The organism is Chloracidobacterium sp. (genome assembly GCA_016716305.1).
Lineage (GTDB): Bacteria > Acidobacteriota > Blastocatellia > Pyrinomonadales > Pyrinomonadaceae > OLB17.
Genome location: JADJWP010000002.1, coordinates 2238536 through 2253067, shown reverse-complemented (window position 1 = coordinate 2253067; position 14532 = coordinate 2238536). Strand labels below are relative to the sequence as shown.

The 14532-nt window shown below is 52.7% G+C and carries 10 protein-coding genes; 1 reads left to right on the top strand and 9 read right to left on the bottom strand.

Going from position 1 to position 14532, the window contains the following annotated elements:
* Window positions 1-68 precede the first annotated feature (68 nt).
* The 5 genes from IPM28_12185 to IPM28_12165 form a co-directional block, all read right to left on the bottom strand.
* Window positions 69-3902 (bottom strand): TonB-dependent receptor, encoded by a 3834-nt coding sequence (locus IPM28_12185; GenBank protein ID MBK9173738.1) that lies wholly within the window; start codon window positions 3900-3902, stop codon window positions 69-71.
* Between the two features lie 244 nt (window positions 3903-4146).
* Window positions 4147-5505, bottom strand: a complete 1359-nt coding sequence (locus IPM28_12180; protein ID MBK9173737.1) for an FAD-dependent oxidoreductase — start codon at window positions 5503-5505, stop codon at window positions 4147-4149.
* Between the two features lie 28 nt (window positions 5506-5533).
* Window positions 5534-5827, bottom strand: a complete 294-nt coding sequence (locus IPM28_12175; GenBank protein MBK9173736.1) for an antibiotic biosynthesis monooxygenase — start codon at window positions 5825-5827, stop codon at window positions 5534-5536.
* On the bottom strand, window positions 5827-6630 hold the full coding sequence (locus IPM28_12170) for a CbbQ/NirQ/NorQ/GpvN family protein (GenBank protein ID MBK9173735.1): 804 nt from the start codon (window positions 6628-6630) through the stop codon (window positions 5827-5829). Before IPM28_12170 ends, IPM28_12175 begins: the two co-directional genes overlap by 1 nt.
* A gap of 123 nt (window positions 6631-6753) precedes the next feature.
* Entirely contained in the window at window positions 6754-8163 is a 1410-nt protein-coding gene (locus IPM28_12165; protein ID MBK9173734.1) for a DUF839 domain-containing protein, read from the bottom strand.
* Window positions 8164-8259: 96 nt separating this feature from the next.
* On the opposite strand from IPM28_12165, the gene IPM28_12160 reads away from it, so the two are divergent.
* A complete protein-coding gene (locus IPM28_12160) occupies window positions 8260-8748 on the top strand; it encodes a GNAT family N-acetyltransferase (GenBank protein ID MBK9173733.1) in 489 nt (162 codons plus the stop codon).
* A gap of 7 nt (window positions 8749-8755) precedes the next feature.
* Here the strand turns inward: IPM28_12160 and IPM28_12155 are convergent, their stop codons facing one another.
* From IPM28_12155 to IPM28_12140, 4 genes are all read right to left on the bottom strand, one after another.
* Window positions 8756-10447: a M20/M25/M40 family metallo-hydrolase gene (locus tag IPM28_12155; protein MBK9173732.1), complete on the bottom strand. Its 1692-nt coding sequence runs from the start codon at window positions 10445-10447 to the stop codon at window positions 8756-8758.
* A gap of 93 nt (window positions 10448-10540) precedes the next feature.
* Window positions 10541-11122 (bottom strand): hypothetical protein, encoded by a 582-nt coding sequence (locus IPM28_12150; GenBank protein ID MBK9173731.1) that lies wholly within the window; start codon window positions 11120-11122, stop codon window positions 10541-10543.
* 6 nt (window positions 11123-11128) lie between these two features.
* Window positions 11129-13651, bottom strand: coding sequence for a type I DNA topoisomerase (gene topA / locus IPM28_12145; GenBank protein MBK9173730.1), 2523 nt, complete (start codon window positions 13649-13651; stop codon window positions 11129-11131).
* Window positions 13652-13771: 120 nt separating this feature from the next.
* Window positions 13772-14524 carry a YkgJ family cysteine cluster protein gene (locus tag IPM28_12140; GenBank protein ID MBK9173729.1) on the bottom strand — a complete coding sequence of 251 codons (753 nt, stop codon included), beginning with the start codon at window positions 14522-14524 and terminating at the stop codon, window positions 13772-13774.
* Window positions 14525-14532 lie beyond the last annotated feature (8 nt).

The window sequence follows — 14532 nt, the reverse complement described above, 5'->3', positions numbered from 1 at the left end:
TTAAAAAGGTGATGCGACGATGCGCATCACCTTTTCTTGTTATACCGCCCCTACTCGATCGTCTTTGATCAGAACCGGAATTTTGCCCTGAACTGACCGACCCGCGGGCCGCCGACCGTGCTCGTGATCACGCCGAAATCGACGCTGTCCTGAAGGTCGCTATTCGGACTCGCGAGGTTTACGGTATCGAACACATTGAACAGGTCGAACCCAAGCTCAAAGCTCATTCGCTCGTTGATCTTTGTACTCTTTGCGAAACTCAGATCAAAGCGGTTTTGCGAAGGCCCTCGGAAAGTGTTCCGGCCAAGGTTTCCGAACTGTCCGAGTGCCGATGTGAAGCACGAACCATCGATCGCGTTCAGATTGCTCGTACTATAGCTTCGTATCGCCTGCGACGCTGCACATACCGTATTTGGGCGTCCGAATCCTGGCCTGTTGAGCCCGCCAGCACCGCGGGTCACGCTCGAATACTGTGCGGCCGTTTGGAGCTCCGGCTCTGAAGCGAACACCGTGAATGGCGTTCCGGATTGAGCCTGGAAGAATCCCGAGATCGACCATCCCTTGATAAATGCGTTGGCAGACTTGCCGGTCGGGATGTCCCATACGAAGTTCGTACTGAAACGGTGCGTCCGATCGAAATCGGACAGCCCCTTATTGTTTTCGATATTACGGGCGTCACCTTGAGCAATGAACCCTGTGTTCGGCACGTCAGGTTTGCCGCCACCCGCAGTGCTGCCCGGATCGGACGACATGATGTCGATCGACTTTGAGAAGGTGTACGCGACATTGAATTGCAGACCTCGCGAGAGCCGCTTCGTAAGGCTGAACTGGCCGCCGTGGTAGTTTGAATACCCCTGCGACTGAAGCAGTATCGCCTCGGGAACGTTGAATCCGAGAATCGGAACACGAGCCTCGAAATTGATGACCTGGCCTGCCGGGTTTGCAAGGTTCAGATCGACCTGGCCTGTGACCGAATTCAGAAATCCGAATGCCACACCTGTTCCTCTGGCTCTTGCTGACGATCCGGCATTAAGCGGTCCGTTTGGCGAACCGGCGGCCAGATACGCCTGGTTAAATCGTTCGTAGATATGATCCGGGGTATTGGGATCATTGAGGTCAAATCCTTGATTCAAAGCACGTGCGATCAGCAAGTTGCGTCCTGCGGTGCCGATGTAGCGAGCTTCGACAAGCAGGTCTTTGAGTATTTCATACTGCATTCCGACGTTCCACTGATGAACATACGGCGTCCGAAGGTCGCGGTCGATGGCACGAAACTCGAAGGTCTCGGCAATATTTCCGCGGATGCAATTTAGACCGGTGGCCGGATTACATCCGGAACCCTGCGGGGTTCCTCTTGAGTCGACGAACACGGGCGTGTTGTCTCGGATCGAATACGTTCCTCCGGCACCGGCCGACCTGAGGATCCTAAACGGCAGCCATTGATTGAGCGAAATGTTTGTCGGTACGCCCGAGAATGCAGTCGCGATAGGTACGTTGCCGCTCGGAACGGTGATCTCGACCTCTCGCAGGAATGGATAATTCGAGAAGATCGTATTGATGAATGCGGCCGACGGGCGATCGTAGAACAAGCCGTATCCGCCGCGAAGAACAAGCTTATCGCTGACCGCGTATGCTGCCCCGATACGAGGAGCGAAGTTATTAAGGTCCTGTCCTTTCAATGTGTGGTTGTTATCAGCGAGCCTTGTTGCCGCAACTGCGCCATCGACAACGGCAAGGCCGGTCGATCCGACATTTTTCGGAATGACAAAGCCAGCAGTGGGGTTATCGCAAAGCGAATTGGTTCCAGCCGATGTAAAGCACGGAAGATAGGGCTCGAGATCAAAATTCCCGATAAATCCATTCTTCTCGGTCGGCCACATGAACAGTTCGTACCTGAGGCCGACATTCAGCGTCAGTTTGCGGTTAACTTTCCAGTCGTCGGTAAAATAGAATCCAAGGTCCTTAAAGCGGAACTGCTTTGCCGTTATGCCGTACTGCGTGTCGGCTTCGGTCGCGTTTCCCGTCAGTAGTTGTGTGAAAGAATCGAATTTCTCGAATTCGGTCGCCTGTTCTTCAGGTAGATCACTGTCGTACTGGTGACTCTTGAACTCGCCGCCAAATTTGAAATTGTGGTTCTTGAATAGCCAATTGACGTTGTTGCCGATGCTGTAGGTGACCTGTTTGCGTCGGTTGAACGAATCATTCGGGCCGCCGAAAGAGAAATTGGCGATATTGTTGCGCCCAATGTAGTGCCCGAGACGTGTAGTAGCTACGCTGTTATCGAATGTCGACGCCGGATTCGTTACTCCGACGGCGGCATTGCTGAGCTCGTCCGTGAGGAATGGGTCATCAAGCCGGCGAGCATTGTTAAGGTAGAAGTACCCGAATCGGATCTCGTTGATCCAGTTCGGCGTGAAAATATGTGTGTCACCGATCGACAGGGTGCGGTTCTTGTCCGCGCGTCGCAATGTGAAGGGTGATGCCAGGCTGCTCGGGTCGGGAAAGGAATCAAGGGCTGGAAAATCAGAGAAGAAAAAAGTCCCGCTCAGGTTGTTCTTTTCCGTTAGTTGACCGTCGAGCCGTGTCGTGAACTGATTTTGCCGAAACTTCGAAGGCTCGACCGAAATGACCTCGACCAGCGGGTTGTTCCGCTGAATCGTTCGGCTTGTGACGGTCGGGAACACGCCTGACTGAAAGTTTCCTGCCCCGCTTTGGTCAACGATATTGAGAGCGCGGAAATTAGATATCGTCGGCAAAATGAAACCGCCGGTGACCGGATTACGCAAGTTGAAAATTCGCCACGCAACATCATTGATGTCGCCTGCAGTAAGACAATTTGCACCGGCGCATCCGTTGAACTGATTGAACGCCGCGGCGATAGCCGCCTTTGAACGATCCTCACCAAGCACGCTCAGTGCGATCGGCAATATCGTTCGAGTTCGCGCCGTCGGGACAAAGCCCGTGTTGGCGTCGGTGAATTGATAACCGCCAAAGAAAAAGAACTTGTTCTTGATGATCGGTCCGCCGATCGTGAATCCCGTTTCGGTTCGGTCCGCCCGCGGCTTTTCGTTTCCGCTCTCTTGCAGAAAGAACTCGTTCGAATTGAACGCTTTGTTTTGAAGGTAATAATACGCCGTACCGGTGAACTGATTTCCGCCGGATTTTGTCACAAGTTGAAAGTTGCCGCCCCCGCTCCTTCCGGTCGATGCATCGTAAAGCGATGTCTGGAGCTTGACCTCCTGCAGCGTTTCGGGTGCGGGTGAGATGTTGTCGCTAAGGCTTCCTTCGTTGCTTGTGATGTTGGTCGCGTCGATGCCATTGAACGACAGGCTGGTCGACGTCGTTCGAGTCCCGTTCACCGATGGCGAAATGTTGCCGTTGCCGTTGACACCAACCGGTGATAATTCTGAAGAAACGCCTGCTTCCGCAGAAAGCAGGCCTGTGAAACTACGCGTAGATGTCGGAGTTCGGGTTATTTGCTCACCCGTGATCTGACGCGATACGGCGGCAGATTCGGCCTGCACTAGCGGCTGATCGGAAGTTACGTCAACGAATACATCGGTTGCCCCGACCTCAAGGGTTACATCGACCGTCCTGACCACCGATGCCTCGACCTTATTGTCCTGGTCGACGGATCTCTTAAATCCTTCTTTCTCGTAGGACACACCATATGTGCCGACCGGAAGCAAAGTAGCGGTCCATCGTCCGTCTGCGTTTGTGACGACGGTCCGGGTCAGGTTTGTTTCATTATTCGTGATCGTAACGGTCGCGCCTTGAATAACCGCGCCGTTTTGGTCCCTGACCGTTCCGGTCAGGCTTCCTGTCGCCTGTGCAAACGCGGCTTGGGCGCAAATGAACGCAATGGCCAACGTAAGACATCTGGTTATGAGTTTCGTTATCATTGTCACTCCTCGAAATTTGAAAAAGATTGAAAAATTGCGTCAGCCGGGCGAGATTCAGAACGGAGATACGCCGTTCAGCCCGGTTGTCGATTATCTGTTTTGTCTTTGAAGCAAAACTGAGGATAAGCGCGGACAGTTAACAGGAAGTGGCCGATATGTTAACAAAATGTGAATTGTTTTTGGGAAGGGCGAGAGGATCGGGCACGGTCCGGCGCGCTATGTCAACTGATCTGTTTCAGGTGATCTACTTTGTGAGTATTGCGGCGGCGGCTTCGCCGGTTTCGATCGCGCCTTCCATGAAGCCCTGCCAATCGGCGATGTGTTCGCCGGCGAAAAGGACCTTAAGGTGTGGGCGGGCGAGGATCGGCCTGATCCCGAACCATTGACCAGGCCGATAGAGGGCATAGGCACCTTCGGTGTATTCGTCGCGTTGCCAAGCGTAAGAGGCTATCCCGCGTGCAAGATTGGGTGCCGCCCAACTGAAATCGATAAGGTCGCGCGTAACGATCTGAGTTCGGCGTATGTCGTCCTGCGATGCCAGTACGTCGGCTTTATCGCCGATGGCATACGCAGTAAGAATGCCTTGTTTTCCCGGCTGGTTTTGGGTCGAGTGAAAGTAGTAATGCGAGGTCGTATCTGAGACCATCGAGAAGTTCTCATCCTTCCAGAAACGGTTATCGTAAAGAACCGAATTCTTGATGATCCGGGCGTACGTAAGTTTTTGAGCCGCATCGCGCTGAGCTGAAGGAAGCGGAGGGTCAAACTTTATCTTTCGCAGGCTCGGAACTGGTACGGTGCAAATGCATGCGTCAGCACGAAACGTCTCTTCACCTGCCCTTACGGTGACGATGCCGGCACGCTGGGTTATCTCGGTCACTTTGATGCCGGTTCTGATATTCGCAGTACCGATCCGTTTGGCGAACTCTTGAACTAGCCGCGAATTTCCACCCGTCATCTTATAGTCCATCTCGTTCTTGGGGCTGGATTCTGCGTACTCGGCAAGGGCCGCGAATGCAGAAACGTGGCGGATCGATTCGCCAAAATCTGTGCTGTCGGCCAGGTCGCGAAGTATAAGATCGTCTCTGCTGAAACCGATGTCGGCGAGATGACGCCACCAATCGGTACGGTCAAGTTTGTTCTTCTGGAGAGCAGTCAGTTTTTCATAGCCTGCGATCATCTTTTCGAAAGCTGATCGTGCCTGATCTGAGACGCCCCACGTGCCGGGCCGCGAGACCTTTCCGTTCTGAAGCAGATGGTCTTCGAACTGATGCTTCTGAAGCGGTATGTTGAAATCGGAACAGAGAGCCTTGATGCGTTCGTGGCTTTCGCCGACCCATTCGGCACCAAGCTCGCATATCAGTTCCTTGTTCTCCGGAAGGGAATGCGAAAAGACCCGGCCGCCAACTCGGTTGCGGGCCTCGAGTATTGTCACCTCCCAACCGGAATTCTGGAGCTTAAAGGCAGCGGCAAGACCGGCAAGACCAGAACCGATGATAACGCACGTTTTTCGGCGTCGCGTTTGTCCATGAATCGGCTGCGAACCGACCGCAATACCGGCGGTCGTTAATCCAAGGATCTTTAGAAAGTCACGGCGGTTCGTCATAAATAAAGACCGGATAAATGGGATCGATTTAGTCTATTAGTCGATAGCGCCGAATATCTGCCGGACCGGCAAGTAGATGTTCAAGTCTAGCACGCGCTGCAATGAGGTGAGGAGAGTTAAGATGTGCATCGAGCGAGGCATCATCGGTCCATTCCTCAATAAACGTAAAATCCGCCGGATCGGCAGTATTCTGATGAAGTTCGTATCGGATACATCCATCTTCTGCGCACGTCGGTCCGATCAGCCCAAGCAAGACCTCGCGCGTTTCATCAATGCGGTCGGAATTTGATATCAGATGTGCGACCACTCGTAAACTCGACATTAGATTATCGTGGTGACGATCTCACGGATGCTTCTCTGGAGTTCGCGGTCATCGGTAATAGGCGAGCAGATTGCGACCTCTGCGGCGTCGACCGGCGCGATGCCTTTCGCGATCATCTGTGCGGCATAGATAAGCAGGCGCGTTGAGACACCCTCTTCAAGGCCGTGTCCGCGCAGGTTTCTGACCTTTTGTCCGATACGAACAAGATCTGCGGCCATTGCTTCATCGATACCACCTTCTTTCGCAACTATCTGCGTTTCGGCGTCTGCCTCAGGATAATCGAACTCAAGAGCAACGAATCGCTGCCGCGTCGATTGCTTAAGGTCCTTCAGGATCGATTGATACCCAGGATTGTATGAGACGACCAGCATAAATTCAGGCGGTGCTTCGATGACGGTACCGCGCTTCTCGATCGGTAGACGCCGGCGGTCGTCGGTCAGAGGATGGATGATCACCACCGTGTCCTTTCTGGCTTCGACGACCTCGTCCAGGTAACAGATCGCTCCGGCCCGAACTGCCGAGGTCAAAGGACCGTCATGCCAAACCGTCTCGTTACCTTCGAGCAAGAACCGGCCGACTAGATCGGTTGACGAAAGGTCTTCGTGGCACGCAACTGTGATCAACGGCCGGTTCAACCGATTTGCCATGTACTCGACAAATCTAGTTTTGCCGCAGCCCGTTGGCCCCTTGAGCATTGCCGGCAGTTTGGCGGCATACGCCGCTTCGAACAACTCTACTTCCTTCCCGATCGGCAGATAGAATGGTTCGTCTGCTACCCGATATTTTTCGACCGCTAATTCCATTTCGACATTAGTTTACCAAATCAAAACGCTTCGAACTATTCCGATTCAAAGGACAATTACCCGCCATCGTAAAGACCTCTTTTTTTTCCGCAGCGGGTATTTCAGGTCGTAAGGTTAAATGGATCAGGCCCTGAATCTTGACCAGTCGCCCCAGATCGCGAGCGTGACACCTGCGAGTTGGAGATTGACGAAAAGCGTCTTACCGTCAGGCGAAAATGTCGATCCGCAGAATTCGCTGCGGCTGAAATCTTTGCTGATGTTGCGTGCGAAATCGGCGATCTTGCCTTCAGGCGTAAGCACCCGAATGTGATTGATCGAATTTTGACCCGCGTAATCGCTGTCTTCGCAAATGAAAAGGAGTTCGCTTTTCGGCATCAAGCAAATATTGTCAGGCATATGAAGGACACGTTGGTCGGCCGATTCGAAAACAAGTGTTAACCGTCCGGCGTCCTTTCCGGCCGGTTCGTACATCCAGATCTGGCCGCCTTTGCTTTCGCCCCCGCTGGTTGCGGTAAAATAAACTCGGCCACTGCGATCGATCTCGCAGCCTTCCAGCCGCGCGAATGCGGCACCGCCTTTTGCCTTGCCTTGTTTGTATACGGCCGACGGGTCGATATCGGCCGCAGCCGGATCCGGTTCGTCGATGGTAACCCAGATTGAAGCCAACGAACCGCCTGTGATCTGGCCTGTCCTTGTGTCAAATTCGGGTTTACCCTCAACCGCAAGCATTTGAAGGACACCGCCTTCGGCCAGGCGTTTATTTCGTTTAGGAATAAATCGGTAGAAACCTGATGGATTGTAATCTTCCGTTAGGTAAACGATGCCTGTTCGGCGGTCGACAGCGACCGCTTCGTGGGTAAATCTGCCCATTGCTTTCAATGGAACCGGAACAACCTCGCTATTGGCCGATGCCGGCACCTCAAAACAATACCCGTGCGGCTTTGGATAGCCGCCCGTTTTGCGGCCGTCTGAGGCCCGCGTTCGCACGCTCGGGCCAAGTGTCGTCTCTTCGCACGTGATCCAACTCCCCCACGGAGTCGGGCCGCCGGCACAATTTATCAAGGTGCCGGAAAGGCTGACGAAATCACGAATAAGTGTGTTCGTTTTCGGATCGATCACCAATGTTGTGGTGCCGCCTCCGCAGGTCTCGTCGTAGTGGTTTCGACTCCCTATGCCGGCCTGCTCTTTTGGAACACTACCGCCTGAAACCTCGTGATTTCTCACGATCCGGAGTTCGTTCTTTACCCGAAACGTCCATTGTCCGTCATGAGCCGCCGGCGTCGGCCGCCCGTCAGACATTTGTGTTTTGACCTTGCCCAAAACATTATATTCGAAGCCTTTCGGCAAGCTGAGATATGTTTCACCTGTGTTCTTTGCGGCAGTTGGTACGAGCTCGCCGAAGCCGGTCGCTCTGTATTTGAGAACGTCGCCTGTTTGCGCAAACACTGCTTCGCGACGGAGAAGCGATGCCCCGGCCAAGGCCAGGCCGCCGGATATCACAGATAGATTCGTTAGGAATGCGCGTCTGTCCATTTTAGATTCTCCTTGATCGAAGCGCTTGCAGGTAACGGTATACTATTAGGTTATCGCGGTACCATTCCGAATTCAACAGAAAAGCTCATATGTAATATGGATGTGATCTCAGGTTCAGATGTGATCATCAAACAGGCGGCGACCGCCGAAGAGTTTGAGACTGTCGGGTCCCTGTTTCGAGAATACGAGAAGTGGCTCGGGCTAGATCTGTGTTTTCAAGGATTCGAAGACGAATTACGCAACCTTCCGGGGAGATATGCCCCGCCGCGTGGCCGCTTGTATATTGCATTGGTCGACAATCAACCCGTCGGGTGCATTGCAATGCGAGAACTCACCGGCGATATTTGCGAGATGAAGCGGCTTTTTCTTCGGGAGACCGCTCGGGGACACGGTATCGGAAATACGCTCATCAAGCTTCTCATCGCTGATGCACGCGCGATCGGATACGAAAGGATGCGTCTCGACACATATCCCCCAAAAATGGGAAAAGCCGTCAGCTTATACAAAGCTCACGGCTTTCGCCCGATCGACGCCTATTATGAGAATCCTTACTCAGGGGTTTTATTCATGGAATTGGCCCTTTGAAATCGGACTACTGCATAGACTTTCGCGGGATCTTCTCATCCATCATCGCGGTCTGATAAACGAAAGCAGCCATTATGGTCGCGGCCTGTTTCATATCGTCTGCCTGAATTCGATCGTAATTGTCCTGGTTAGAATGATGTGTCCGAGTGCTGTACTCGATCTCATCCTGAATGAACTGAAAGCCCGGAAGCCCGATACGATCAAACGAAAGGTGATCTGTTCCCCCGGTGTTCTGTATCGTTAACCACTTTGCATTCATGTCGTGAAACGGTTCCAGCCACGCTTCGAAGATCGGCTTAACAGCGGCGTTTCCCTGCAGATATACACCGCGGATCCTGCCGGTTCCGTTATCGAGATTGTAATAGGCGGACAATTTATCGTAATTGGCGGTCTTGACCAGTTCGGGCCTCGGAGCATTCGGGGCCGGAGGGCCGAATGCCGGTGCGCCGCGCATTTCGCCGAATTGCTGTTTCACATATTCGCGCGACCCGTTCAATCCCTGCTCTTCGCCCGACCATAGTGCGACCCTGATGGTCCGCCGAGGCTTAAGCCCCGACGCGATAAGGATCCGAGCCGCTTCCATCGCAACTGCGCTTCCGGCCGCATTGTCGGTAGCGCCTCCTGCCGAATGCCACGAATCGAGGTGCCCTCCCAGCATGACGATCTCGTCCTTGAGAGCGGGATCGGTTCCGGGGATCTCGGCGACGGTGTTATAACCCATTAGGTCCTCATCGTGATATTGGGTTTGAATATCGACTCGCATTTTCGGCGTAACGCCATGATTGATCATCCTTACAAGCCGATTGTAGTCTTCGATGGTCATCGTCATTTGGGGAATGATCCGCGATTCCGACGCTTTGTCATAAACCCTCAAGCCCGACCGCGGTCCGATCGGGGCGTCACCCGTCGGCAGATCCTGAACTGCGGTCGCGCCGCCAACGAATAATGTCCCACCGCTGCCTTTTGAGCTGCTGTCGACAACAACGGCCGCACCTTCGCTCAAAAGAAAATTCCATCTCTTGATGCCGAAAAGCATCGCTTGTCGCTGTGCCGCATTGCCGCCCTGATTTTGCGGACCGGCAGGGCGCGCTGCCTGCGGCTGCGCCTCAGCCATTTTCTGTAATTCTTCGTCTGAACGGCGTGTTCCCATTCCGCCAAAGTCGGCCTTGACCTCGCGCATGTCCGAGATCAATACGATCTTGCCCGAAAGCTTGCCGCGGAACTTTTCCATTTCAGCTTCATTCTGCGGATTGAAATAGACCACATCCGAAGTGATGGCACCTTTTGTCGAGGTGGACCATGCTTTCGGATATGCGATCACGGCAATCGTTTGGGGCTCGACGACCTGGGCACTAAAGCTCTTTAGAGACCAACCGCGGCCAAAGGGTCCCCAAGCTTCGAGTTTGGCATTCTGCATGCCCCATTTCGCCATCGTGTCTCGAGTCCATTCATTCGCCTTCTTCATATTCGGCGAGTTGGTCAAACGGCCTCCGATCACATCCGTCAAATAACTTAAGGTCTGCATTACCTGAGAACGGTTCATCCCTTCGTCTTTGATCTTGTCGATCACTTCTTTAGGGGCTGTGTAAACACGGGCGGTCGGAGTTGAGCCGATACCTACGGCTTGCTGAGCAAAACCTGCTGTTGGTAAAAGGATCGCGTATGCTAAGAAAGCGCCAATAAACCTGCGTCGTAACATTGATTGATTCTCCTAAGAACTGATAGAAATCGAGGGATTAACAACGTTATATCACACAGCTGACCTAAATCTGATCAGCGAACATGAAGTTTCTTACTTTGTCGACCAGGTCAACGTGTATGCAGGCGGGACGTTTTTCACTATCAGTTGGCTTCGTTTTGATTTGCCGTACCTATCGCGCATGAATTCGCGGAGTTTTATTGCAGATGGAAAATAATATCCGTGAGCGTACTGGAACGTTCGGAAGGTGCAGCCTTGCTGCATGAACTTGTCGATCTCGAGCAGTATCTTTTCACCAACTTCGTTAGGCAACGAGACGAAGGGCAGGCAACAAATAATGTAACCCACTTTTCCGAGACCGGAACGTTGATGGATGGCCGACGTGTCAACTGCGTTTCCGCGAACGACCCGCATATCCGGAAAGTTCTTTCGCAACGAACGGACAAGTCCGCCGTCGAGTTCGATACCAAGATAAGATCGGTCGTCAGGGACGATCTCCTGCAAAAACTTTGTTATCGCTCCCGTCCCGACGCCAAGTTCCAAAACGACGTCATCGGCGTTGGGTTTTAGGCCGCTGATCATCTTCTGCGCAAGCTCGGGCGAGCTCGGCGTGATCGAACCGACCTTTCCAGGGTTCTTTAGGAATGCCTGTAAGAATTGAATATTCTCGTTCATCCAAACCTATCCGACCGGAACTGCGGTTTCCGTTTCGCTGACAGACGTGTTTTCGGAATTGCCGACAGCCATTTTATAATCACATTCTTCGTTTTTGCAATAGCGAAACGTGCCGTCTTTCTTGGTGGTTTTCTGCAGTAAATGCGGGGCCGCACATTTCGGACACGGCTCGGCAACCGGTTTGTCCCAGTAGACCTCATCGCATTTCGGGTAATTCGTGCAGCCATAGAATACCTTTCCGCGTTTTGATTTCTTTACCGCGATATCACCGCCGCATTTCGGACACGGGATCCCGACCGTTTCACGCTTTACGTAATCGCATTTCGGATAGTTCGAACACGAAACGAACTCGCCGAACCGGCCCTGCCTTCGAACCAGATTCACGCCGTCCTTCGGACACATCTCGTCGAGCGGCACCGGCGGTGCGGCCGGCTTTGTGTCGCCTTTGGCGATCTTCCGGATGTTCTTGCATTCAGGATATCCCGTACACCCGTAAAACGTACCAAAACGGCCTTTTTTCAGAGCCATTTCTTTTCCGCAGAGTTCGCAAACCGGGATCTCTTCGGATTCGGACGAACCGTTTTCGCCTTCGGCCGAGGCCGCCTTCTTGCTTCCGACCTCTCTTGTGTTCTTGCACTCAGGATAGTTTGAACACGCAAGGAATTGCCCGAATCGTCCAAACTTGATCACCATTCCCGCACCGCACTTTTCACAGATCTCGTCGGTCGGGATCGACGTCATCTTTTTGTTCTTGATGGTCTCGATTGCGGTTTCAAGATCCTTTGAGAACTTATCGTAGAATCCGCGCAAGGCGTTTCGCCAATCGAGTTTTCCGTCCTCGATCTCGTCCAACGCAACTTCCATCCGAGCCGTATACTCGGTATTGAAAATGTCATCAAAACTGGCGATCAACAGGTCGTTTACGGTCGTCCCGAGCGGAGTCGGGTGAAACCTGCCTTCGACCTTTTCGACATATTCTCGATCCTGGATCGTTGTCATGATCGCCGCATAGGTCGACGGCCGGCCAATGCCTTGTTCTTCTAGTGCCTTAACAAGCGTGGCCTCAGAATATCGCGGCGGCGGTTCGGTAAAATGCTGCTCCGGCGAAATCGAATCGAGTTTGAGCGTTTCACCCTTTCGTACGAGCGGAAGGTTTCGCTCCTCGTCGTCGTCTTCGCCGTCGGCAGGTGTGTCGTCGCGGCCCTCTTGATAGACCTTAAGAAATCCGTCGAACTTTTGAACCGAACCTGTCGCCCTGAACGTAAATCGTCCCGCATTTATATCGATCGTCGTTTGATCGAAGATCGCCGGCATCATTTGTGAAGCAACGAATCTCTGCCATATCAGACGATAAAGTTTCAGTTCGTCTGCACCGAGCAATGCGCTCAGACTCTCAGGAGTTCGGCCCGCGTCCGTTGGCCTTATCGCTTCGTGAGCGTCCTGTGCATCTTTTTTAGAACGATAGGCATTGGGTTTTGCCGGAAGATATTTCTCTCCGTATTCCGAGCCAATGTAGTTGCGGACATTCGAGATCGCAGCTTCCGAAACACGTGTCGAATCGGTTCGCATGTACGTAATAAGTCCGACAAGCCCTTCGAGGCCAAGGTCTATACCCTCGTAAAGACGCTGTGCCGTCGCCATCGTCTTCTTGACCGAAAAACCGAGTTTACGAGCCGCTTCTTGCTGCAGTTTGGATGTAATGAACGGAGGTGTCGCGTTTCGTTTACGCTCCTTTGTCACGACCGATTCGACGACAAATTGCTGTTTTTCAGCTTCAGCGACGATCTCGGCCGAGTGCTTTTCGTCCTTGATGTGGACTTCGTTCGGCTTAACATCTTCGTCAAATTTCCCGGTCTTTACCGATCTGTCCTCGATCCGGTTCAGCTTCGCATCAAAATTCGGCGGAAGAGCGGCAGCAAGATTCGCAACGATGGTCCAATATTCCGTCTTACGAAAAGCTTCGATCTCACGCTCGCGTTCAACAACAAGTCTGACGGCAACGGTCTGCACGCGGCCGGCCGAAAGCTTACCGCCTATTGTCTTCCAAAGTATCGGTGAGACCTTATAACCGACGAGACGATCGAGCACGCGTCGAGCCTGTTGAGCATCGACCAGATTTTTATTTATCTGCTTCGGTTCTTTGAACGCATCCTTGATAGCGTTCCGCGTTATTTCGTTGAACATCACCCGAAAAACCGGACGTTCGTTCTTCTTCGGGACGATCTCCTCGGCCAAATGCTGACAGATCGCCTCGCCTTCGCGATCAGGGTCCGCCGCAAGGAAGATCGCGTCGCTCGCTTTAGCGGCTTTCTTAAGATCGGTGACTATCTTTTTATTATTGCGTTTCTTGGTATCAGGTATGACCTCGTACGTCGTCTCGAAGTTGTTGTCGACGTCCACCCCAAGGTCTTTCATCGGAAGGTCCTTAATATGCCCTATCGACGCAAGAACGGTGTAGTCCTGGCCAAGATACTTATTTATTGTTCTCGCTTTTGCCGGCGATTCGACGATTACTAAACTTTTGCCCATTGGAAAAAAATAGTCAGATGCGCAAAACACGCTCTGACATTCTGACTTCTAACACCTGTTGCTTATCGATGTCAATAAGCAATGAGATAAAGACCGGTAAGAAACGGCCGTGACCGATGCCTATTCTGACTTTTTCGATCGCGTTCGAATCAGTTCGTCCGCTTCTTCTACGGTGAGGCCGTCGAACTCGAACTGTCGCCAGGTTTCGGCGTCAGGATCGTAACTGTGGATAGGGAAAATAGTGCCGTCTTTCGCTAATGCTGATATTAACAACTTACCGTTTTCAGCGTCCCGTTCTATCTTCGCATTCCGAATGATCTTGGATGCCGATATCCGCTCAGGAACTGCCTTTAACTTCTGCACCGCGGCCGACATCTCGGCCAAAGACATGAAGGGTTCGAGGCCGTATGCCCGACGGATCGCGTGACAACGATCGCTTCCTGCCTCGAAATGATGGCACATAGATGGACGCGATTCATAGATCCTGCACGCGACCGTCTCACCGACGACACCGTCCAGCGCAGTACATGCCAGCGTCTCGTGATCTCGTTTCAAGAATACATCAACAACGAGGCCTTCGTCAGAATCAGAAACTATTTCCCATTGATCACTACGATCGCCATCCTCGCCCGGCCGCACGCCGACGCAGATCAACGATGCGCAGCATGCACCGCACGACAGGCATTCAGGAATCTCAGTATCGGCCGGTGTGATCACGTTCCCGCGAACCGTATTCGAAAGTTCCTCGAGCAGGACCTGCGGCGGATGGAGTTTGGTCCAGATCGACTCGAACATCCCGTTTACAGCGGAATAAAATTCACCCTCTGACAAACGATTGGTCCTCGTTATCTGTACTAGTTCGTTGGCTTTCATTTCTTACT